This window comes from Clostridium sp. YIM B02506 (genome assembly GCF_022324845.1).
GTDB classification, from domain to species: Bacteria; Bacillota; Clostridia; order Clostridiales; family Clostridiaceae; genus Clostridium_T; species Clostridium_T intestinale.
The window spans coordinates 20781-44419 of sequence record NZ_JAKGTG010000031.1 but is presented as its reverse complement, the minus strand read 5'-3'; the positions used below and the strand labels follow the sequence as shown (position 1 = coordinate 44419).

The window sequence follows — 23639 nt, the reverse complement described above, 5'->3', positions numbered from 1 at the left end:
AATGATTAAAAGAGCATTAATTAGTGTTTTTAATAAAGATGGTATTTTAGATTTCTCAAAATTTTTAGAAGCTAAAGATGTAGAAATTATTTCAACTGGAGGTACCTATAAATATTTAAAAGAAAATGGTGTTAATGTAGTTGAAATAAATGAAGTAACTGATTTTCCAGAGATGTTAGACGGAAGAGTAAAAACTCTTCATCCTAAGATTCATGGGGGAATACTTGCAATAAGAGATAATGAAGAACATATGAAAACCATAGCTGAACATGATATTAATACTATAGATATGGTTGTTGTTAACCTATATCCTTTTTTTGAAAAGGTAAAAGAAGATTTAGAATTTGATGAAAAAGTTGAGTTTATTGATATTGGTGGGCCTACAATGCTTAGAGCAGCAGCTAAGAACTTTAAGGATGTTACTGTTATAAGTGATGTAAAAGATTATGAAAAAGTAAAAGAAGAGCTTGAAACTTCTAACGAAGTATCTTTAAAAACTAAGAAGATTTTAGCTGGTAAAGTATTTAATTTAATGAGTGCTTATGATGGAGCTATAGCTAACTTTTTATTAGATGAAGAATACCCAGAGTATCTTTCAGTATCTTATAAAAAGCTTCAGGATTTAAGGTATGGAGAAAATCCACATCAAAGTGCAGCTTATTATGGCTCAACTATGGTAGATGGAGCTATGAATGGTTTTGAAATCTTAAATGGTAAAGAGTTATCTTACAATAATATAAAGGATTTAGATATAGCTTGGAAGGTTACCTCAGAGTTTGAAGAAACTACTTGCTGTGCACTTAAACATAACACTCCTTGTGGAGTTGCTATAGGTGAAGATTCTTATGATGCATATATTAAGGCTTATGAATGTGATCCAACTTCAATTTTTGGTGGAATAGTAGCTTTAAATAAGAAGTTGGATAAAAAAACAGCTGAAGAAATGGTGAAGATATTCCTTGAAATAGTAGCAGCACCAGACTTTGATGAGGATGCTTTAGAGGTTTTAAGAACTAAAAAGAATCTTAGAGTAATTAAAATGAATAAGACTCCTAAGGATAATAAGTTTATGGTAACAGTTGATGGAGGAATCTTAGTTCAAGAAGAGGACCAAAAATTAACCGATGAAATAAAAGTAGTTACTGAAAAACAACCATCTAAAGAGGAACTAGAACAATTGATATTTGGTATGAAGGTCGTTAAATACGTTAAATCAAATGCAATTGTTGTAATAAATAACTATAAAGCAACAGGAATAGGTGGAGGACAAGTAAATAGGATTTGGCCTACTATTGATGCATTAAAAAGAGGAGCTGGTGCAACAATATTAGCTTCAGATGCCTTCTTCCCATTTAGTGATATAGTTGAGGAAGCTTCAAAAAATGGTATTAAAGCGATAATTCAACCAGGTGGATCTATGAGAGATAAGGATTCTATAGACAAATGTAATGAGCTTGGCATAAGCATGGTGTTTACTGGAATAAGACATTTCAAACATTAATTTTTGGAGGGGCTTTATGAAATTATTATTAATAGGTGCAGGTGGAAGAGAACATGCAATAGCTTGGAAACTTGCTAAAAACGAAAAGGTAGAGAAGATATATGTAGCTCCAGGTAATGGCGGAACTGCTTTAGAAAATAAATGTGAAAACATAAATATTACAGATATAGATGAACTAGTTAGCTTTGCTAAAGAAAACGACATATATTTAACTGTAGTTGGACCAGAGGAACCACTTATAAATGGAATAGTAGATAAATTTAAAAAGGCTTCTCTTAAAATATTTGGACCAGAACAAAAGGCTGCTATGCTTGAAGGAAGCAAAAGCTTCTCTAAGGAGTTTATGGAGAAATATGGAGTTAAAACAGCAGGTTATAAAGAGTTTTATGACCATCTAAAAGCTTTAGAGTACTTAAACCAATCAGAATATCCTTTAGTAGTAAAAGCTGATGGACTTGCAGCGGGTAAAGGGGTAAGTATATGCTTTACTAAAAAAGAAGCTGAGGATGCTATATATAGCTTTATGGTTGATGATATATTTAATGGGGCAGGCAAAAAAATAATAATTGAGGATTTTCTTGAGGGGATAGAGGCTTCAATTATATCTATAGTAGATGGAAATACCATAGTTCCGTTTATCTCAGCAAAGGACCATAAGCAGATTTTTGATGGCGGAAAAGGACCTAACACTGGAGGGATGGGAGTTATAGCTCCAAATCCATTTGTAACTGAGGAAGTATTAAAGGATTTTAATGATAATATTCTAATACCTACTTTAACTGGAATCAAAGAAGAGAGATTTGATTATAGAGGAATAATCTTTTTTGGGATAATGATAACTAAAAGAGGTGTTGAACTTCTGGAATATAATGTAAGAATGGGAGATCCTGAAACTCAAAGTCTTTTATCTTTAATGGAAAGTGACCTGCTAGAACTTATAGAAGCATCTTTAGAGGATAGATTAGAAAGCTTTCCTATAAAGTGGAATAAGGGAACTTGTGTAAATGTGGTTTTAGCTTCAAAAGGTTATCCAGGAGACTATGAAAAAGAAAAAGTTATAACTATAAATGAAGAAGTGAAAAACAATGTATTTGTAGCTGGTGGAAAAATTCAGGATGGAAGTTTAGTTACATCTGGAGGAAGAGTTTTATCAGTAGTAGGAATAGCAGAAACACCAGAACTTGCAAAAAAAGAAGCTTATAATAAAATTCAATCAGTTAAATTTGAGGGAATGTATTATAGAAATGATATTGGGGAAATATAGACATACATTTTAAGTTGAAAAAGTGTTGCGTAATAATTTACACAGCACTTTTTTATTTTATAAAAGGATTAAAATAGGTGACAAAAAAGCATGGTAGTAAATTAATAAAAATATTAGAGATTTGTTGACAATGTATACAATTAACTAGAAAATTATAAGAGTTATTTTATTAAATCCTTAAAAACTTTCACATATTTTGGTGCTTTAATTCATTGACTTCACCATATGATAATAGTATAAAGAATATGAGAGCACTATTCAAAAGGAGATGGGATTATGATTAAAGTAAAAGAATTTATAAAAAAGATTGTAAAGAATTTTAATTTTACTCATCAGGAATTAATGCCAAGAGATTTGAGAGATGTAATAAGAGATAGAAGATTTTAATATAGAACTAATAGTAGTTATTATTCTTGAGCCCTAAGGGGCTCATTTTTTTATTGTATAGGAAAGTACATTCTTACTATGAAATAAGGAGAAAAATGTTATAAAAAGTAAAATAAAGCAATTTATATAAAGTCTTAATAACGAAAAATAACATTTAAGTTTAATAGAGTTAAAAATTACATTTAATAATGTGGTTAAATGTAAAAAAAATGTGTATAATGTAGTTTGTTAATAAAATGTAAAGAAAGGGTTTTGTTATGAGTTTTTCGTCTATTGAATTTATTTTTATGTTTTTGCCAATCATAATTATTTCAACTTATTGTATGCCAAATAAATTAAAAAACACATGGTTATTAGTTTTAAGCATAGTGTTTTATTCAATTGCAGACTTTAGGTATTTATTTCTTATAATAATTACAGTATTAATAAATTATTTACTTGGATTTATCATAGGAAATACAAAAAAAATAAAAGTAAAAAACCTAATGCTTTTAGTAGGGATTTTTTATAATTTAGGAATACTGTCGTTTTACAAATATATTAATTTTCTTATAGAAAATATTAATGGAGTTTTTAATATTTTTGGATTAGTTAATTCAATTGAGGTATTAAATATAGTATTACCGATAGGAATATCATTTTATTTATTTCAGTGCATTTCGTATTTGATTGATGTGTACAGAGGAGATGGAAAAGCTGAAAAAAATATAATAAACCTAGCATTGTATATAACATTTTTTCCACAAATATTTTCAGGCCCAATTATGAAATATAAAGATATGTCTACACAATTGACTAAAAGAGTTTATTCCTCAGAAATCTTTATAGAAGGAACTAAAAGATTTATCTTTGGTCTATTTAAAAAATTAATAATAGCTAATACACTAGCTATTACAGCAGATAAAATCTTTGCTTTAAATAGTAGTGAATTAGGGACAAGTGTAGCTTGGTTAGGTGTTATTACATATACTTTACAAATTTATTTTGATTTTTCTGCATATTCTGATATGGCCATAGGTATAGGAAGGATGTTAGGTTTTAAAATTAATGAAAACTTTAATTATCCATATGCTGCAAAAAGTATAAAAGATTTTTGGAATAGGTGGCATATATCATTGTCAACTTGGTTTAGAGAATATTTATACTTTCCTTTAGGTGGTAACAGAAAGGGTAAACTTAATACTTATAGAAACCTATTTATAGTATTTTTCTTATGTGGATTATGGCATGGGGCTAAATGGAATTTTATAATATGGGGGATATATTATGGGGTTATATTAATTTTAGAAAGAATTAATTTTTTAGGTAAAGTTAGTAGTAGGATACATCCTATATTTAAACATACTTACACATTGTTGATAATAGGTTTTGGATGGGTTTTATTTAGAGCAGAATCCTTTGAACAAATAAAATATTATATAAGAGCTATGGTAGGGTTAAATCCTTCTACAAGCTATGTGTCTATATATAGTTACCTTAATAGTGAAGTTGCTTTAACTATAATGATAGCTATTATTTTTGCAACGCCTGTACAAAAAATAATGAAGTCTTATAAAAATAAATCCATATTTACTGTTCTTAAACCAATAACACTATTAATTTTATTTTTTATTTCTATAATGTATTTGTTACCTACCACTGAATCTTCGGAAATAATAAAATTCATATATACTCAGTTTTAAAGGAGAATATTTAAGTGAAAAGCGTTAAAAAATTAAGTAATTATATATTTATAGGAATATTTATTTTAATCTTGTGTGCTCCAACAGCATATTTATTTTTTAATATGAGTGAAGAAATTACATATGAGAATTTTAAAGAGGTATTATCAAATAGCTTTCCGTATAAAGATGATTTAATTGAGAGTTATAACTATATAAGATATAAAGCATTCAAGATTGTAAAAAGTGAAAATGTATTAGTAGGAAAAGATGGATGGTTGTTTCTTAAGGATAGCGATGAAGATGATATTCTAGGCACTTTTTTAGGGGACAATCTATTTAGTAATGAAGAAATTGGAAAAATTGAAGAAAATATTAGTTCAACTAGTGAAAAATTAAAGAGAATAGGTGTAGACTTTTCTTTAGTAATAGTTCCTAATAAACTTACATTATATGATGAAAATCTTCCTAAACATATTATCCCGCCTATTGAAAATAGATTAAAACAAATAAAAGGACTAGATAACAATAAAATAATAATTCCTAGCGATACTATGCTTCAAAATAAAGATAAATATATGATGTATAATAAAACATCTTTTGAATGGAGCGATGCAGGAGCATATTATGCATATAAAGATATTATTAGTAAATTAAATGTTCAGGACCTAACTGAAGATAATATAACATATAGTACTGAAAAAGGGTATATCGGAGAGTTAGCAAAAACTTTAGGAATGAACAAGCTATTAAAAGAAAATATAACCAATATTGCTTTAACAACTCAAAAAGCAGTTATAAATGAAAATTCTGATTCAAAAGCATTTTTATCTACAAATAAAATTGATAATGGTGAATCTATACTTATATTGGGTGATGCAAGTATGCAGAAAATGAATAGATTTTTTGCAGAGAGCTTTAAAAAAGTTACATCTAAACCAGATTTTCAAATAGATTTAAGTTATATAAAAAAAGAAAAGCCAGATAGAGTAATATTGAGTATTACTGAAAATCAACTTAGTGTTTTACTTAATAATGAAATTATAAAAGAAGAAATTAGTAGCGAGAAGTTAGTAACACCTACAGTTATTGCTAAAACTATGGCTGACTCAAATAATTTAGTTTTAGTTGGAAATGCTACTAAAGGTAGCACTACAGTGGTTACTGGAGGTAAAGAAGAAGTTTATGAAGATTGTTCTGATGGTAGTTTTATTATTAAGGTTCCATTAAATGATGGGGTTAATAAGCTTAAGATATTCTCATATATAGGCAATGATAAATCAGAAGAGGTAAGTATAACATTTGAAAAGGATAAAACAGTTGCATCAAAGCCTGTAGTTGTTGGATCTGATAGTTATCTATTCTTAAATGAAGACGTACCAGATTTTACTGGTATAAACTTATTTAGTAATGAGCAACTTAATGAAATTCAATTAAAGTTCAAGGAAAAAAGTGATTTTATTAAAACTATAAATCCTAATGCAAAATTTATTGTTTTTATGGTTCCAAACAAACTATCCTTTTATAATGAGATGAAGCCAAAAGACTTGATTGAATCAGAAAATTCTAGATTAAAGCAAATAACTGATAAATTAAAGAATGAGACTAGTTTTGATTTTATTAATCCTACAGAAGCTTTAAATAAATATAAAACTGAAGATAATTTATATTATAAAACAGATATTCATTGGAATGAGTTAGGTGCTTTTTATGGATATAAAGAATTAGAAAAAAAATTAAAGGAATATAATCCTAATACAAAAGAATTAACAATAGATATGTACGAAAAGAAATATGTTAGTGAGTTTGGTGGAGACTTAGCTTATTATTTGGGAATTAAGAATAATATTTTAAAAGAAAGAGAAATAAGATTAATACCTAAATTCACAATAAGATCAAATTTAAAGAAAGATCCACCTATGACATGGATGGGGAATTTAAATAAACAGTTTACTACAAGCGTACAGGATAGTAATTTGCCAAAGGCTGTAGTTTTTAGAGATTCTTTTGCAACAAACATGATGCCATATTTATCTGAAAACTTTAGAAGTATAACCTATTGTGAGGAGTGGAACTTTTCTTTCAATAAGGATATCTTATCAAAAGAAAAACCTGATTTTGTAATTTATGAAATTTTAGAGAAAAACTTAGATGAATTATTAAAGTAATTTTTATAGGGCTTAATAGAAAATACGTTTCTATTAAGCCCTTTTTTAAAAATGATATACGTAATTATATGGTAAATTATTATCTTTTCAGTTGACAAAGTATTTTAACTATAGTATATTTTGATTATCAAAATAAGTGCTTTGATTGTCAAAGTATACATGGGGAATAAATAAGAAGACTTTCTTAATTAACAAAGGAGAGGGGTTAATGGATTATAAAGAGCGTGTGATAAACGAGCTTTTAGTACATATATTTAATGACATACTACTAATTGAACAGAAGACTTTAAGAACAGGTCCTTTAAATGATCTTTCAGTAACAGAGATACATACTATAGAAGCTATTGGAATGTATAAACCTAGAAACATGTCAGAGGTAGCTGGAGATTTAAAAATAACTCTAGGTACACTTACTACAGCTATAAATAAGCTAATAAAAAAAGGGTATGTAGACAGACAGAGAATTGAAGAGGATAGAAGAGTAGTTCAAGTTCAATTAACCAAAAAAGGAAAGCTTGCCTATAGGCTTCATGAAAAGTTTCATAGCGATATGATTAAAGATGTAGTTAAGGGTTTAGACCCAGCACATGAGGAAATTCTAATAGAATCTCTTAATCAGTTAGCTACCTTTTTTAAGGAGAAAAATAATTTTTAATAAAAGGAGATCTTTATGTTATACAGTAAGATGCTTTCAATAGGGGGATATGCACCCTCTAATGTAGTTATAAATGAAGATTTAAGCAAGATAATGGATACATCAGATGAATGGATAATCAGTAGAACTGGAATTAAAGAAAGAAGGATTTCCGAAACAGAAGATTGTTCTGACTTAGCTTATAATGCAGCTAACATAGCACTAGAAAAGTCTGGTGTTAAAGCAGAGGATTTAGACTTAATAATAGTAGCAACAGTATCGCCTGATGCATTTTGTCCATCTGTAGCTTGTTTAGTTCAAGATAAGCTTAAAGCTGTAAATGCAACTGCTTTTGATTTAAATGCTGCTTGTTCAGGATTTGTATATGGATTAATAACAGCAGATGCTTTAATAAAAACAGGTAATTATAAAAAAGCCTTAATAATAGGATCAGAGGTTCTATCAAAGCTTGTTGATTGGGAAGATAGAACCACAGCAGTATTATTTGGAGATGGAGCTGGTGCTGCTATACTTTCTGCATCAGAAGAACAAGGCTTAGTTTCAGGAGTTACAAGTTCTAAAGGAGATAAGTGGATGCACTTAACTGCTGGAGCATTAGATGTAGCTTCACCATTTTCAAAGATTGAAGAAAAAAAGAAAAAGACTTTATCAATGAATGGAAGAGAAGTATTCAAATTTGCAACAGGAGTTATGGTTGAAAACATCAATAATGTTCTTGAAAAATCAGGATTAACTTTAAATGATATTGATCACATAGTTCCACACCAAGCAAATGTTAGGATAATAGATTTTGTAGCTAAAAAATTAGAGCTTCCTTTAGAAAAGTTCTATATTAACTTAGATAGGTATGGAAATACTTCATCAGCCTCTATACCATTAGCTTTAAATGAAATGGATAGCAAGGGATTACTTAAAAAAGGTCAAAAGATTATTTTAGTAGGTTTCGGCGCTGGCTTAACTTCCGGTGCCTTAATTATAAATTGGTAAAATACACTTAAATTTTAGGAGGATATTAAAATGGTATTTGAAAAAATAAAAACTATAATAGCTGAACAATTAGGAATCGAAGAAGAGAAGGTTACAATGGAAACAACTTTCGAAGATTTAGGAGCAGATTCATTAGATTTATTCCAAGTAATCATAGAATTAGAAGAAGAGTTTGGAATTCAACTAGAAAATGCTGAAAACATAAAAAGCGTAAGTGATGCAGTACAATATGTTAATGAGAAAATAGCATAAGAACAATTACCCTTAAAGTCAGATAGTTAATATCTGACTTATTCAATAGGAGGATAAGAATGAACAAAATAGCTTTTTTATTTGTAGGTCAAGGAGCACAATATTCAGGAATGGGAAAAGACATCGCTGAAAAATATCCTGTTTCTATGGAGGTTTTTGATAAAGCAAATGAACTTTTAGGTTTTGATATCAAGGAACTTTGTTTTAGTGGAAGTAAAGAAGAATTAAATAAAACAGAAAATACTCAACCTGCAATATTAACTACTACTTTAGCAACTTTAAAAGCACTTGAAGAAGAAGGTATAAAAGCACAAGGTGCTGCAGGTTTAAGTTTAGGAGAATACTCTGCTTTAGTTTATAGTGGAAGTTTAAAATTAGAAGATGCTATACCACTTGTAAAAAAAAGAGGAAGATTTATGCAGGATGAAGTTCCAATAGGTATAGGTGGAATGTTAGCTGTACTAAACTTAAAAGAAGAAGTAATAAATGAAGTAATAGATAAAGTTAAACATAACGGAATTATAGAAGTAGCTAATTATAACTGTCCAGGACAGATAGTTTTATCTGGTGAAAAGAAGCCAATAGATGAAGCTATAAATATTATTAAAGAACTTGGTGGAAGAGCTATGCCACTACCAGTATCTGCACCTTTTCACAGCTCAATGCTAAAGGGAGCTGGAGATAAATTATATGAAGAGTTAAAAAATATAGAGGTTAATGAAACTAAGGTAAAAACCTATAAGAATTTGACAGCAACACCTTATGAACAAGGTGAAAATATAAATGAAGTTTTAAGAAAACAGTTGATGAGTTCAGTTAGATGGGAAGAAACCATGAAGAATATGATAGCTGATGGTTTTAATATATTTATTGAGATTGGACCTGGTAAGACTCTAAGTTCATTCTTAAGAAAAATAGATAGAAATGTTAAAACATTTAACGTTGAAAATTTAGAGAGTCTTCAAAAAACTATTACAGGATTAAAGGAGATTTAATATATGTTAAAGGGTAAAACTATAATAGTAACTGGAGCTAATAGAGGAATAGGGAAAGCTATAGCTTTAAAACTAGGTAAAATAGGTGCTAATGTTATTGTTAACTATAGAAGCAATGAAAAAGAAGCTTCTGAAGTAGTAGCTGAGATAAAAGAATTAGGTGGAGAAGCATCTATGGTTAAAGCTGATGTATCTAAATATGAAGATGCTGAAAACCTAATAAACGAAGCTAAAAACATATATGGCAGCATATATGGAGTAGTTAATAATGCAGGTATAACAAAGGATACTCTAATACTTAGAATGAAAGAAGAAGACTTTGATGCAGTTATAAACACTAACTTAAAAGGAACATTTAACTGCTGCAAAGCTGCAACACCACATTTAATAAAAGCAAGACAAGGGAGAATAGTTAATATTTCCTCTGTAATTGGCTTAATAGGAAATGTAGGACAAATAAACTATGCAGCATCTAAAGCAGGAATATTAGGAGTGACTAAGTCTTTAGCTAAAGAAATAGGGGCTAGAGGGATAACTGTAAATGCTGTAGCACCAGGATTTATTGAAAGTGATATGACAGAAGGTTTAGCAGATAAGTATAAAGAAGACATTCTTAAAAATATTCCACTAAAAAAATTAGGAAAAGCAGAAGATGTAGCTAATGCAGTAGCATTTTTAATGTCAGAAGAAAGTCAATATATAACTGGCCAGGTTTTAAATGTTGATGGCGGAATGGTAGTGTAAGGAGAGAAAATGATGGAAAATAGAGTAGTTATAACGGGAATGGGAGCTGTGACTCCTATAGGCAATAATGTAAATGACTTTTGGAATAACTGTAAAAATGGTGTTAATGGTGTAGATTTTATAAAAGCTTTTGACACTACTGAATTTGAAGTTAAAATTGCTGCTGAAGTTAAAGACTTTACAACTGATGGAGTAATAGATAAAAAAGAAGCAAGAAGAATGGATAGATTTTCTCAATTTGCATTAGTAGCTTCAGATGAAGCTATAAAAGATGCTGATTTAGATTTAGAAAAAGTTGATAGAGATAGACTTGGAGTTATTATAGGTTCTGGTATAGGTGGATATAATACTATGGAGACAGAATTCTTTAAGCTTTTTGAAAAAGGACCTAAAAGAGTTTCTCCACTATATATTCCTATGGCAATTAGCAATATTGCAGCTGGAAATGTGGCTATAAAATATGGAGCTCAAGGTATATGTACATCTGTTGTAACTGCTTGTGCTTCAGGAACTAATTCTATAGGTGAAGCTTATAGAAACATTAAACATGGATATAGTGATATAATAATAGCAGGTGGAACAGAAGCCCCTATTACAAAATCAGGAGTATCTGGTTTTACAAATATGAAGGCATTAAATAGCTTAAATGATGTTAATAGAGCATCAATCCCATTTGACAAAGATAGAAGCGGTTTTGTTATAGGAGAAGGGGCTGGTATACTTATAATTGAAAGCCTTGAACATGCACAAAAAAGAGGAGCTAAAATCTATGGTGAAATAGTAGGTTATGGTTCTAACTGTGATGCATACCATATTACATCTCCAGCACCAAATGGTGAAGGTGCAAAGAAGGCTATGAAGTTAGCAATAGATGAAGCTGGAATAAAACCAGAAGATATAGGGTATATAAATGCTCATGGAACTTCAACACCTTATAATGATAAGTTTGAAACATTAGCTATTAAGAATCTTTTTGGAGAGAAGGCTTATGATGTAGCTGTTTCTTCAACTAAATCTATGACAGGACATCTTTTAGGAGCTGCAGGAGCAGTAGAAGCTATTGTATGCTTAAAGACTATGGAAGAAGGATTTATACCTCCAACTATAGGTTATAAAGAAAAAGATGAAGAATGTGACTTAGATTATGTACCTAACGTAGGGAAAGAAAAAAATGTTGAATACACATTATCTAATTCTCTAGGATTTGGTGGGCATAATGCTACTTTAGTTATTAAAAAGTGGAGTTAGGAGTTTTTTAATATGAATATAGAAGAAGTAAAAGAACTTATTAAGATGATAGATGAATCAGATTTAGCTTTGTTTGAGTTAAAGCAAGGAGATTTTTCATTAAAGATGGATAAATCTCAAACTAGAAGCTCAGAAGTAAAAGAGCTAGCTAAACAAGAACCAGCTTCGCAAAAAGAAAGTGTTGTAAATAATACAATAAGTGTTCAAGAAGCAAAGGTTGAAATTAAAGAAGAAATAAAAGATGAAAACTTGTTTATAGTTAAGTCTCCTATAGTAGGAACTTTCTATGGTTCTTCATCTCCAGATAAAGATCCTTACGTTCATGAAGGTAAGAAAGTAAAACAAGGTGATGTTTTATGTATTATAGAAGCTATGAAGCTTATGAATGAAATCGAAAGTGAAATAAATGGAGAAATAGTTGAAGTAATGGTTGAAAGTGAAAGCATGGTAGAGTATGGTCAGCCATTATTTAAGATAAGGAGAGCATAAGATGTTAGATGTTAATGAAATAAGAAAGATCATTCCTCATAGATATCCATTTTTACTTTTAGATAGAGTAGAAGAAGTAAATCCAGGAGTTTATGCAAAAGGATTTAAGAATTTAACTATAAATGAAGAGTTTTTTCAAGGACATTTTCCTGATATGCCAGTTATGCCTGGAGTATTAATAGTAGAAGCTTTAGCTCAATTAGGAGCGGTTTCTATTTTAAGTAAAGAAGAATTTAAAGGTAAAACTGCTTTTCTTGCTGGAATAGATAAAGCAAGATTTAAGAAAAAAGTTCTTCCAGGAGATAGACTTGATCTTGAGATAGAAATAATAAAGGTTAAAGGACCTATAGGAATAGGTAAAGGAACTGCAAGAGTTGATGGGCAAATAGCTTGCCAAGGAGAAATTCTATTTGCAATAGGATAGGTGATTATATGTTTAAGAAGATATTAATAGCTAACAGAGGAGAAATAGCAGTCAGAGTAATTAGAGCTTGTAGAGAACTTGGAATAAAAACAGTAGCAGTATACTCTGAGGCTGATAGAGAAGCTCTTCACACTCAATTAGCTGATGAAGCTGTGTGTATAGGTAAAGGCCCTGCTAAAGGTAGTTATTTAAATATACAGAATATATTAAGTGCATGTGTACTTACTGGTGCAGAAGCTATACATCCAGGCTTTGGATTTTTATCAGAAAATTCTAAGTTCGCTAAGATGTGCAGTGAATGTAATATCAAGTTTATAGGACCTGACTATGAGTCTATTGATCTTATGGGGAATAAGGCTAAGGCAAGAGAAACCATGAGAGAGGCAGGAGTGCCTATAGCTCCAGGATATGAAGGGATTATAGAAAGTGAAGAACAAGCTTTAGAGATAGCTAGAGAAATAGGATTCCCTGTTATGATTAAAGCAGCTGCTGGTGGCGGAGGAAAAGGAATTAGAATAGCTTTTAATAATGATGAATTTTTAAAAGGATATTCTACTGCAAAGGCTGAAGCCATGAATTGTTTTGGAGATGATACTTTATATATAGAAAAATTCATTCAAGAACCTAAACATATAGAGTTTCAAATATTAGCAGATGAACATGGAAATATAATTCATTTAGGCGAAAGAGACTGCTCAATTCAAAGAAAAAATCAAAAAGTTATTGAAGAAGCACCATCATTAATCTTAGATGAAGCTTTAAGAAAAGAAATGGGTGACATTGCTATAAAAGCAGCGGAAGCTGTTAATTATAAAAATGCTGGAACAATAGAATTTTTAGTAGATAAAAATAGAAATTATTATTTCATGGAGATGAATACTAGAATTCAAGTAGAACATCCTATTACTGAAATGGTAACGGGAATAGATATAGTAAAAGAGCAGATAAAAATTGCTGCTGGAATACCTTTAGAAATAACTCAAGAGGATGTAACTATAAGTGGGCATGCTATAGAATGCAGAATAAATGCAGAAGATCCTAGATTTGGTTTTAGACCTTGTCCAGGAAAAATAGAAGAGGTTATTGTTCCAGGAGGTTTTGGAGTTAGAATAGATTCAGCTATATATCAAGGATATACAATTCCTCATATCTATGATTCAATGATAGGAAAACTTATAGTTCATGGTAGAAATAGAGAAGAAGCTATAATGAAGATGAAAAGAGCTTTAGGTGAATTTGCTATAGGTGGAGTTACTACAAATATAGATTTTCAATTCGATATATTAGAACACGAAGACTTTGTAAGAGGAGATTTTAATACTTCATTCTTAAAAGATAAGTTGGTGATTGAATGACACTAAGAGATTTATTAAAAAAGAGAACTTATATAACTTTATCTGCTGAAGCAATAAAAGGAGATAAAATAGAAGAAAACCATGAAAAGCCAATAATACCTGATGGAATGTGGCGTAAATGTAACGAATGTGGAGAGATTCTTTATAAGGAAGATGTAGAAAATAATCTTTGGGTTTGTAACAAATGTAATTACCATTTTAGAATAAATGCAAGAACTAGATTAAATCTAATTGTAGATGAAGATAGTTTTAAAGAGAATTTAATAGATATTAGAAGTGTTGACCCACTAAAATTTAAAGGATACAAAGAAAAGTTATCAAAGTCTGAAAGTGATACAGGAGAAGCTGATGCTGTAATAACTGGAGTAGGTAAAATTAATGGTATAGAAGCAGCTATAGCAGTTATGAACTCTGCTTTCATGATGGGAAGTATGGGAACTGTTGTAGGTGAAAAAATTACAAGACTAATTGAAGAAGCTACAGATAAGAAACTTCCATTAATAATATTTACAACTTCTGGTGGAGCTAGAATGCAAGAAGGAATATTTTCTTTAATGCAGATGGCAAAAATCAGTGGAGCTATAAATCTTTATAACAAAACTGGATTACCTTATATAACTGTACTTACTGATCCAACCACAGGAGGGGTTACAGCCTCTTTTGCAATGGAAGGTGATATAATTTTAAGCGAACCAGGAGCTCTTATCGGTTTTGCAGGTAGAAGAGTAATAGAAGGAACTATAAATCAAAAACTTCCTGATAATTTTCAAAAGGCTGAATTTCTATTAGAAAAAGGATTTATAGACAATATAGTTAATAGAAAGAGTATGAAGGATACTATTTATAAATTATTAATTCTTCATGGGGTGAATAATAATGAATAGAGAATCTATCAAGAAATTTTCCGCATGGGAAAAGGTAAGTATTTCTAGAAAACAAGATAGACCGAATGCTTTATTTTATATAAATCATATATGTGAAGATTTTTTTGAACTTCATGGAGATAGAGCCTTTGGAGATGATAAGTCTGTAGTTGGTGGTATAGCTAAAATCGAGGGTATACCAGTAACTATTATTGGCATAGTTAAGGGAAATAATGCAAAAGAAAACATTGAAAGAAACTTTGGCATGCCAAATCCAGAAGGTTATAGAAAGTCTTTAAGGCTTATGAAGCAAGCAGAGAAGTTTAATAGACCAATTATATGTCTAGTTGATACTCCAGGGGCTTATCCAGGTATGGGAGCTGAGGAGAGAGGACAAGGGCATGCAATTGCCCAAAATTTAAAAGAGATGTTCTCATTAACTGTTCCTATAATATCAATATTTATAGGAGAAGGTGGAAGTGGTGGAGCTTTAGCTTTAGGTATTGGTGACAGTATTTTGATGTTAGAGCATGCTATATATTCGATACTTACACCAGAAGGCTTTGCATCTATATTATGGAAAGATCCTTCAAGAGCTAAAGAGGCTGCAGAAGTAATGGGAATAACTGCACAAGATTTATTAAGAAACGGAATAATAGATAAAGTTATAAGAGAACCTTTAGGTGGAGCTCATCTAAATCCAGATAAAATAGCTTGGAGAATAAAAAAGAGGATTTTATCTGAATTGACTGAACTTATGGCTTTAGATAAAGAAGAGCTTTTAAGTAGAAGATATAAAAAGTTTAGAGATATGGGTAACTTTTATTAATATATAAAAATAGAACTGGATTAATTTCCAGTTCTATTTTTTCTTAATAAAAGGAATTCCACCTGATATAGTAAAGTAATATAGAGCTATAGGAATAAATAAAATAATTGTTGTAGTATAGTTTATATATCCCAAATCATTAGCTCCAAATAATAAAATTATTAAGAAAAGTGGAATAAGAGTAAGTTTTATAAAGTTGCGTTTACTTTTTTTATTTGTATAAACACCATATAAGTCGAAAAGTATAAGTGCTACAAGTATGATATATACCATTTGTATACCTCGCTAAATAAAATTTCTTCTAGAGTATATCATAAAAATAAACACAATAAAAGCCATGGATTTAATGACCATGGCTCTATATATTATGCTAAATTCTTACGTTCATTATCAAAGTTTAAGTTAACATTTTTAGCTAATACTTTAGCTAAAGCATAGGATATAGTTCCATCAACTAAATGATGAACTACAGTTCCTATTCCCACAACTATTAAAGCATTTGTGAAGCTGAAGCCAAAAGGAATAACAACCAAAGCTTCTAATAAAGCGTGGATTGGAGCTGTTATTAATATAACATATTTAAATGGAACCTTCTTTTTAACTAAGTAACCACCTACTCCTCCAACAAAAGTATGCATTGCAGCTCTTGCTGTAATTACAAATGGAGTAGCTGTTAATGAAAAACCTATAGCTGAACCAATACCAACAGCAACAGCAACTCCTGGGCTAATTAACATTGCTATAAATAAAGGAACATGAGACGCTATAGTGGCTGAGAATGGTGGAATATACACCCTTAAAAATCCAAAATAAAGCGGAATGATAATTGATATAGCTGTTAAAAGTGCAGTATAAATCATTTTAGTAACATTTTTTTGCATCATACAATCCTCCTAAACCTTCTGTATATACACAAGTATACATTGGTATTTAGGCTTTGTAAATAGATTTGTAGATTTTTAGACAAAGAGTATGATAAAATATAAAGTAAATATATAGAAAAACATAAAGCAATTGGTATGAAACAAGGAGGGAAATCATGTTAGAAGTTAATAATATTACAAAAAGCTATGGTAAGTTTAAAGCTATTAAAGATATAAGTTTTAGGGTAGAAGAAGGAGAGATAGCTGTTTTAGTAGGACCTAACGGAGCAGGAAAGTCTACCATAATAAAGTCCATAGCTGGATTACTAAAATATGAAGGTGAAATAAAGATAGGCGGAAAACATAATAAGAGTATTGAAGGAAAAAGGTTATTTAACTATGTTCCTGAGATGCCAGCTATGTACCCTTTGCTTACAGTAGATGAACATATTCATTTTATATCAAAAGCTTATGGAGTTAACGGCTATAAAGAAAAGGCCGAAGAACTGTTAAAAACTTTTGATATGGTAGATAAAAGAGCTAAACTTGGGCAAGAACTATCAAAAGGAATGCAGCAGAAGGTGAGTATAATATGTGGGCTTATAACTAATCCTAGATTAATACTTTTTGATGAACCTATGATAGGATTAGATCCTAAAGCGATTAAGGAACTTAAAAACTATTTTGCAAAGCTAAAAGAAGATGGAGCGGCTATTATAATAAGTACCCATCTTTTAGATAGTGTACAAGACTTATGGGATAGAATACTCATAATGAAAGAGGGAGAAATAATCCTATCTAAAACAAAGGGAGAGTTTAATGAGTCTGGAGATAACTTAGAAGAAATATTCTTTGAATTTACGGAGGATAATTAAATGGGAGCATTATTTTATCTAATAAGAAGGAGTATAATAAACTTCATTAAAAACCTAAGAAAACAGCCATCTAAACTAATTCCATTTATATTTATAATAGCAATGGTAGTTTTTATGATTGCAACCATGTCAAAAGATAAGAATATTTTTGAAAAGAATATACCACCACAATATATAACTTCATTTTTTACTTTAGGAATATTATTTTTCTTTTTTTCTTCCTTAATAATGTCCATAGGAAAAAGAAGTACTCAATTTTTTATGAGTGATGTAAATATGGCGTTTACATCTCCAATAAAACCACAAAATCTATTGATATACGAATTCATTAAAAGCATTTCGTCAGCTGGAGTATTTTTATTAGTTTTTCTATATCAAATACCGAATTTAAAGATTAATTTAGGCTTAAGCAGTATAGGTATATTTATTATAATATTAATATTGGGTTTGTTTTTTATTACCCTATCAATAATATCAATATTCATATACAGCCTATGTTCTACAAAACCATACCTTAATAAAATATTTAATATAGTATTTAAAGGGGCAGCAGCTTTAACTTTATTATTTCCAGCATTAAAGTTGTTTCAAAATAAGGATGATTTGTTTAACACCTTCGTTAATATGTTTTCAAGTAAAAACATTGACTACATCCCTTTGATAGGCTGGTACAAAGCAATGTTTAATAAGGCAATAACAAATGTTGATGGAATATTTTTTGTTTATGCACTTTTAAACATACTTGTTATAGGGATACTTGTAGTAATTCTTTATAATATGAATCTAGATTATTATGAGGATGTAATTCAAGGAGCAGAACTTAAGGAAGATGTTTTAAAACTGAAAACTAAACAGATTAATCCTAAAGAATTCAATTTGAATAATAGAAAAATGAAGACAAGAAAAATTACTTTTAACTATAATGCTAATTATGGAAAAACATTATTTTATAGACACATTCTAGAGTATAGAAAAACGGGATTTGGTATTTTAAACTTATACACCCTATTGATGGTTTCAGCAGCAGCTATATATGGTAAGTTTGTACCTATAAATGATATATTACCTCTACTTTATGGATATATATATATTTCAGGGTTAGCTTCCTTTGGAAACAAGATACATCAAGAAATGGCAAAACCATATATATTCCTTATACCAGACTCACAAGAAAGTAAGATTTTTTGGGGAACCTTATCATCAGCCTTAAAGTTTTTAGTTGATGGAAGTTTAAGTTTTTTAGTTGCAGGAATATTAACTAAATCAAATCCACTTACTATAGTTTTGGCTATAATAGTTTATGTTTCCTTTGGATTTGTCTTTATATATGGAGGAGTACTAAATTACAGATTGTTTGGAAGAATAGCATCTAATGCTTTAAAAGGATTTTTGATGTTTATAAGTATATTTGTCTACGTTCTTCCAGGGATTATAGCTTCTATTATAATATCAGTGAAGTTAGAGTTTTTAGGCCAATATGCGATATATTTTTCCTTTATCATATGGAACATGTTAGTTTCTCTAGTTATTATGCAATTTGCAAAAGGTGTATTAAATCATTGTGAACTTGATTAGAAGGTGAGTTTTTACTCATCTTCTTTTTTGCTATTATGTAGGGTATAATAATGATATTAAAAAAGAAAAGAGGATATATAATATGGATAGTGTTCAGGTGGCAAAAATAGCAACAAGGATGGCTATTTCTTCAAGAGAAGAGGAACATAAATTAAGAGATGAATTTGGGGCATTGGGAGCAAATACTGCAGCTGTAGATATAGGTGGAAATATAAATAATTCTATACAAAAGATTTTAGAAAGAACTTTGGTTGCATCCAAAAGATGTGGTCTTATACGTGAAGAGCATATTCACGAAGGAGCTGTTATTGGAGCTTGTAGAGATGCAATTATGCAAGTTGCAAATAGAGCAAGTGGTCAAAATGTTGGGGGAAAAATAGGTATAGCAGTTTCGGGTGAACATTTAAGCGTTTGCATATTTTTAAGTATTGGATTACTTCACTTAAATGAGATAGTCATTGGGATTGGGCATAGAGCAATAACAAAATAAATATTTACTTTTTAATATTATTATGATATTATTAAAAATAATATTTTATCAATAAATGAGTGAATTAATTAAGTTGTTAGTAGTAAATGTAGGATATTATTGATAAATATTAGAAATAATTAATAATTTTTTATAATTTAAGAAGGAGATGGCAGTATGGTAGGGAAGAAGAAAGTTGCCTTGATTTTATGCGCATTAGTTGCAGTAAGTTCTTTTGTAGCTTGCGCTAAAAAAGAAGGGGACAAGAAAAAAATTGGTATTTCACAAATAGTTGAGCATCCAGCATTGGATTCTGCAAGAAAAGGATTCATTGATGGACTTAAAGAAAAAGGATTTGAGGAAGGCAAAAATCTAGAAATAGATTATCAAAATGCCCAAGGGGACATTGCAACAACTCAAACAATAGCTCAAGGATTTGTTAGTAATAAAAAAGATCTAGTATTAGCTATTGCAACACCTAGTGCTCAATCAGCTTATAATGCTACAAAGGATATTCCTATAGTATTTACAGCAGTTACAGATCCAGTAGTTGCAGGAATAGTTAAGGATGTAAAGAGTACAGGAACTAACGTTACAGGAACTTCTGATAATGTTTCAATAGCAGATCAATTAAAGGTATTACAAAAAGTATTACCTAATGCAAAAACTATCGGAGTAATATATACTACTTCTGAAGCAAACTCTGGGGTGCAAGTTAAAGCACTTAAAGAAGAAGCTGCAAAATTAGGATTACAAGTTAAAGAAGCTGGTGCAGCAACTAGCAATGATATAGATCAAAGTTTAAATTCAATATTGGGTTCAATAGACGTATTATACACTCCTACAGATAACAATGTAGCAGCAGCTTATGATTTAGTAGGTAAAAGAGCATTAGAAAAAAATGTACCTATATTTGGAGCAGAATCTGCTATAGTAGCAAAAGGTGGATTAATAACAGCAGGTATTGACTACTATAAATTAGGAAAAGAAGCTGGATATCAAGCAGCTGAAATCTTAAACGGTAAAAAACCATCAGAAATACCAGTAGGATTCCAAACAGATTTACAAACTACTATAAACACTGATGTTGCTAAAAAACTTGGAATAACTATACCAGCTGATATAGAAAAGAGTGCTGAAAAAGTTACAGGAGGGGTTAATTAATGTCTTTAGTGTTAAATGTTTTAGAACAAGGCTTGCTATTTGCCTTAGTATCTATTGGCGTATATATAACCTATAAGATATTAGATTTCCCAGATCTTTCAGTAGATGGAACATTCCCATTAGGTGCTGCAGTATGTGCAGCCCTTTTAGCTAATGGGGTGAATCCTATCTTATCTGTATTTGTATCTTTGGCAGCAGGGGCAGTAGCAGGATGTATAACAGGATTATTACATGTAAAATTAAAAATAGACAGTTTAATGTCAGGAATATTAGTTATGATTGGCTTATATTCCATAAACCTAAGAATTATGGGTAAATCCAACTCTCCACTATTTAACTTTGGAAACATATTTAAGTCTTTTGAATTAAATGTTGGAGAATTAAGGCTTTCACCAATAATAATTATCTTAGCCTTTGTAATAGTTGCTAAAATAATTATGGACTTATTCTTAAAAACAAAAAGAGGATTTTTATTAATTGCAACAGGAGATAATGAACAAGTAGTTACCTCACTTGGAATAAATAAAGATAATGTTAAAATAATGGCTCTTATGATATCTAATGGATTAGTTGCATTAGCAGGTGGATTAACAGCTCAATATCAAGGTTTCGCAGACGTTGGTATGGGAACAGGTGTTGTAGTTATGGGGCTTGCATCAGTAATTATAGGAGTTTCTGTATTTCAAAAGATGAGCTTTGTAAAAGCTACAAGCTTAGCTATATTTGGTGCAATAATATATAAAGCCGTAGTTGCAATAGCGCTTCAGCTTGGCTTATCACCTAATGATTTAAAACTTATAACTGCTGTAATAGTTATTATTGCTTTAGCTGCAAATAATAAAGGCGGCATATTTAAGAGGAAAAAAGTTATGAAGGGTGGTGTTTTAGCTAATGCTGAAAGTAAAGGGACTGTGTAAGGTTTTTAATGAAAATACTGTAAATGAGCATAGAGTATTTGATGAATTTGAAATAGAAGTAAAAACTGGAGACTTTGTATCCATAATAGGTTCTAATGGAGCAGGAAAAAGTACTTTATTAAATCTAGTAGGTGGAAGTCTTTCTGGAGATTATGGTTCGATATTTATAGATGATACAGAAATGATAGATATGCCTGAATATAAAAGATCAAAAATCATTGGAAGAGTATATCAAAGTCCTTCAATGGGTGTATCACCTAACATGACTATATTAGAAAACTTATCTCTAGCAGATAATAAAGGGAAAAAGTTTGGATTAACATTTGCAGTTGATAAAAGCAGAATAGATCATTATAAAGAATTACTTAAAAAAGTTAACTTAGGGCTTGAAGATAAACTTTACACAAAAGTAGGGTTATTATCAGGTGGTCAAAGACAGGCTTTAACTTTAATGATGTCGGTTATGTCTAATCCAAAACTGTTATTATTAGATGAACATACAGCTGCATTAGACCCTAAAACATCAGAGAAAATAATGGAGATAACCAGAGAAATTGTTAAAGAAAGAAAAATCACAACACTTATGGTTACTCATAACTTAAACCATGCAATAACATCTGGAAACAGACTTATAATGATGCATGAAGGAAAAATCGTAATTGATGTTAGCGGAGAAGAAAAAGCTTCACTAGATACAGATAAACTTATCAATTTATTTGAAAAAGTGCATATTAAAGATGGATTAAGTGATAGAACATTGTTCAGTTAATCATCTTAGTAAACAACCCCCAAAAGCCTTATGCTTTTGGGGGTTAAACTTTTGGATAAATAAGGTATAATAAATTTAAAAGAAAGGAACTAATATGATAAAATTAGAAACAGAGAGATTAATTATAAGGGATCATGTAGAAGAGGATATACATTCATTACATAAACTTATTTCAGATGAGAAGGTTATGTATTATTTACCTGAAATCAAAACAAAAAGTTAAGATGAGTCTATGGAAAATCTTTATGAAGCAATAAAGGAAAGTAAGCTTAATAATAGAACTAAATATTATTTTGTGATTGTATTAAAAGATAGTAATGAATATGTAGGGGAAATAGGCTATACAGTTTTATTTGATTCTACAGAAGGAAAAGTTGTGAATTTAGGGTATTTTATATTGCCAGAGTATTGGGGACGAGGTTTTACATCTGAGGCTGCAAAAGAAGTTATTAATTATGCCTTTAAGCAAGGTGATGTTATTAAAATTGAAACTGGATGCATAAAAGAAAATGATGCTTCAGAAAAAGTTATGAAAAGTATAGGCATGATTAAAGAAGGCGAATTTAAGAAACATGTTTTATTAAATTCAAGACTTTATGATAGAGTAGAGTATAGATTATTAAAGGAAGAGTGGCTTTAGAAATTTTATTAAGTATAGAGGTGATAATTTATGATAAGAATTGAATTAATAGAAGAAGAGGATTTTAATAAAGTTATTGAATGGAATTTAGATAAAACATCAGATTTTTTGTTGCAATGGGCAGGTGAATCTTACAAGTATCCATTAACTCTTGAGCAAATCAAAGATCATTATCATAATAATATTAAGAATAGTGTGCATGATATGTACAAGATTATATGGAATGATAATAATGAAATTATAGGTACTGTTGAACTTGCAGAAAGAGATAAAGAAAATAAGATGGGAAGAGTATCTAGATTTTTAATAGGTGATGAAAGATATAGAGGAAATGGTTTAGGAACTGAGGTTTTGAAAAAAATTACCCAAATAGGATTTGAAAAGTTTAGCTTCGATAAAATTACTTTGGGTGTGTTTGAACATAATTTAGGGGCTATTAAGTGTTATGAAAAAGCAGGATTTAGAAAACAAAAACTTATAGAGAAAGCTAAAAAAGGATCAGATGGATATTGGAATTTATTTGAGATGGAGATTTTAAGATAGAG

At 30.0% G+C, this 23639-nt stretch carries 26 protein-coding genes; 24 read left to right on the top strand and 2 right to left on the bottom strand.

The annotated features are described in order from the left end of the window. The first annotated feature begins 1 nt into the window (after position 1). The 15 genes from purH to L1S49_RS18720 all read left to right on the top strand — a co-directional run bounded on the left by purH (position 2) and on the right by L1S49_RS18720 (position 15822). A complete protein-coding gene (purH, locus tag L1S49_RS18790; protein WP_238906919.1) occupies positions 2-1501 on the top strand; it encodes a bifunctional phosphoribosylaminoimidazolecarboxamide formyltransferase/IMP cyclohydrolase in 1500 nt (499 codons plus the stop codon). A 16-nt stretch (positions 1502-1517) separates the two neighbouring features. Next, complete coding sequence (gene purD / locus L1S49_RS18785) at positions 1518-2765, top strand: phosphoribosylamine--glycine ligase (protein ID WP_238906918.1); 1248 nt, start codon at positions 1518-1520, stop codon at positions 2763-2765. Positions 2766-3439: 674 nt separating this feature from the next. After that, entirely contained in the window at positions 3440-4834 is a 1395-nt protein-coding gene (locus tag L1S49_RS18780; protein ID WP_238906917.1) for an MBOAT family O-acyltransferase, read from the top strand. A 14-nt stretch (positions 4835-4848) separates the two neighbouring features. Continuing rightward, positions 4849-6981, top strand: a complete 2133-nt coding sequence (locus L1S49_RS18775) for a DHHW family protein (protein ID WP_238906916.1) — start codon at positions 4849-4851, stop codon at positions 6979-6981. Positions 6982-7189: 208 nt separating this feature from the next. Beyond that, positions 7190-7636: a MarR family transcriptional regulator gene (locus L1S49_RS18770; protein WP_073015674.1), complete on the top strand. Its 447-nt coding sequence runs from the start codon at positions 7190-7192 to the stop codon at positions 7634-7636. Between the two features lie 15 nt (positions 7637-7651). Beyond that, on the top strand, positions 7652-8623 hold the full coding sequence (locus tag L1S49_RS18765; protein WP_238906915.1) for a beta-ketoacyl-ACP synthase III: 972 nt from the start codon (positions 7652-7654) through the stop codon (positions 8621-8623). A gap of 30 nt (positions 8624-8653) precedes the next feature. Beyond that, positions 8654-8875, top strand: coding sequence for an acyl carrier protein (gene acpP, locus L1S49_RS18760; protein ID WP_021802318.1), 222 nt, complete (start codon positions 8654-8656; stop codon positions 8873-8875). 59 nt (positions 8876-8934) lie between these two features. Then, positions 8935-9870 carry an ACP S-malonyltransferase gene (fabD, locus tag L1S49_RS18755; RefSeq protein ID WP_238906914.1) on the top strand — a complete coding sequence of 312 codons (936 nt, stop codon included), beginning with the start codon at positions 8935-8937 and terminating at the stop codon, positions 9868-9870. A gap of 3 nt (positions 9871-9873) precedes the next feature. Continuing rightward, complete coding sequence (gene fabG / locus L1S49_RS18750) at positions 9874-10614, top strand: 3-oxoacyl-[acyl-carrier-protein] reductase (protein ID WP_238906913.1); 741 nt, start codon at positions 9874-9876, stop codon at positions 10612-10614. Between the two features lie 12 nt (positions 10615-10626). Then, positions 10627-11862, top strand: coding sequence for a beta-ketoacyl-ACP synthase II (fabF, locus tag L1S49_RS18745; protein WP_073015682.1), 1236 nt, complete (start codon positions 10627-10629; stop codon positions 11860-11862). Between the two features lie 12 nt (positions 11863-11874). After that, a complete protein-coding gene (gene accB, locus L1S49_RS18740) occupies positions 11875-12351 on the top strand; it encodes an acetyl-CoA carboxylase biotin carboxyl carrier protein (protein WP_238906912.1) in 477 nt (158 codons plus the stop codon). Position 12352: 1 nt separating this feature from the next. Next, a complete protein-coding gene (fabZ, locus tag L1S49_RS18735) occupies positions 12353-12775 on the top strand; it encodes a 3-hydroxyacyl-ACP dehydratase FabZ (protein WP_073015686.1) in 423 nt (140 codons plus the stop codon). An 8-nt stretch (positions 12776-12783) separates the two neighbouring features. Beyond that, entirely contained in the window at positions 12784-14130 is a 1347-nt protein-coding gene (locus tag L1S49_RS18730) for an acetyl-CoA carboxylase biotin carboxylase subunit (protein ID WP_073015688.1), read from the top strand. Continuing rightward, positions 14127-15014: an acetyl-CoA carboxylase, carboxyltransferase subunit beta gene (gene accD / locus L1S49_RS18725; protein WP_238906911.1), complete on the top strand. Its 888-nt coding sequence runs from the start codon at positions 14127-14129 to the stop codon at positions 15012-15014. Before L1S49_RS18730 ends, accD begins: the two co-directional genes overlap by 4 nt. Continuing rightward, positions 15007-15822 carry an acetyl-CoA carboxylase carboxyltransferase subunit alpha gene (locus tag L1S49_RS18720; RefSeq protein WP_021802310.1) on the top strand — a complete coding sequence of 272 codons (816 nt, stop codon included), beginning with the start codon at positions 15007-15009 and terminating at the stop codon, positions 15820-15822. Before accD ends, L1S49_RS18720 begins: the two co-directional genes overlap by 8 nt. Before the next feature lie 33 nt (positions 15823-15855). Here the strand turns inward: L1S49_RS18720 and L1S49_RS18715 are convergent, their stop codons facing one another. After that, positions 15856-16095, bottom strand: a complete 240-nt coding sequence (locus tag L1S49_RS18715) for a hypothetical protein (RefSeq protein WP_238906910.1) — start codon at positions 16093-16095, stop codon at positions 15856-15858. A 92-nt stretch (positions 16096-16187) separates the two neighbouring features. After that, positions 16188-16703, bottom strand: a complete 516-nt coding sequence (locus L1S49_RS18710) for an ECF transporter S component (protein ID WP_238906924.1) — start codon at positions 16701-16703, stop codon at positions 16188-16190. A gap of 158 nt (positions 16704-16861) precedes the next feature. Here L1S49_RS18710 and L1S49_RS18705 point away from each other — a divergent pair, with 158 nt between their 5' ends. From L1S49_RS18705 to L1S49_RS18665, 9 genes are all read left to right on the top strand, one after another. Further along, entirely contained in the window at positions 16862-17560 is a 699-nt protein-coding gene (locus L1S49_RS18705; RefSeq protein WP_238906909.1) for an ABC transporter ATP-binding protein, read from the top strand. Then, a complete protein-coding gene (locus L1S49_RS18700; protein WP_238906908.1) occupies positions 17561-19135 on the top strand; it encodes a putative ABC exporter domain-containing protein in 1575 nt (524 codons plus the stop codon). Between the two features lie 82 nt (positions 19136-19217). Beyond that, the gene (locus L1S49_RS18695; protein ID WP_073015703.1) at positions 19218-19625 is read left to right on the top strand and encodes a HutP family protein; all 408 of its coding nucleotides are present in this window, start codon (positions 19218-19220) and stop codon (positions 19623-19625) included. 156 nt (positions 19626-19781) lie between these two features. Further along, positions 19782-20768, top strand: coding sequence for an ABC transporter substrate-binding protein (locus tag L1S49_RS18690; RefSeq protein ID WP_073015705.1), 987 nt, complete (start codon positions 19782-19784; stop codon positions 20766-20768). Next, positions 20768-21685, top strand: coding sequence for an ABC transporter permease (locus tag L1S49_RS18685; protein ID WP_073015708.1), 918 nt, complete (start codon positions 20768-20770; stop codon positions 21683-21685). The genes L1S49_RS18690 and L1S49_RS18685 overlap by 1 nt, the downstream gene beginning before the upstream one ends. After that, a complete protein-coding gene (locus tag L1S49_RS18680; protein ID WP_073015710.1) occupies positions 21660-22454 on the top strand; it encodes an ATP-binding cassette domain-containing protein in 795 nt (264 codons plus the stop codon). Before L1S49_RS18685 ends, L1S49_RS18680 begins: the two co-directional genes overlap by 26 nt. A 94-nt stretch (positions 22455-22548) precedes the next feature. Then, the gene (locus tag L1S49_RS18675; protein WP_238906907.1) at positions 22549-22677 is read left to right on the top strand and encodes a GNAT family protein; all 129 of its coding nucleotides are present in this window, start codon (positions 22549-22551) and stop codon (positions 22675-22677) included. 9 nt (positions 22678-22686) lie between these two features. Next, positions 22687-23094 (top strand): GNAT family protein, encoded by a 408-nt coding sequence (locus L1S49_RS18670; RefSeq protein ID WP_238906906.1) that lies wholly within the window; start codon positions 22687-22689, stop codon positions 23092-23094. 30 nt (positions 23095-23124) lie between these two features. Then, complete coding sequence (locus L1S49_RS18665; RefSeq protein WP_238906905.1) at positions 23125-23637, top strand: GNAT family protein; 513 nt, start codon at positions 23125-23127, stop codon at positions 23635-23637. The last annotated feature ends 2 nt before the right edge of the window (positions 23638-23639 follow it).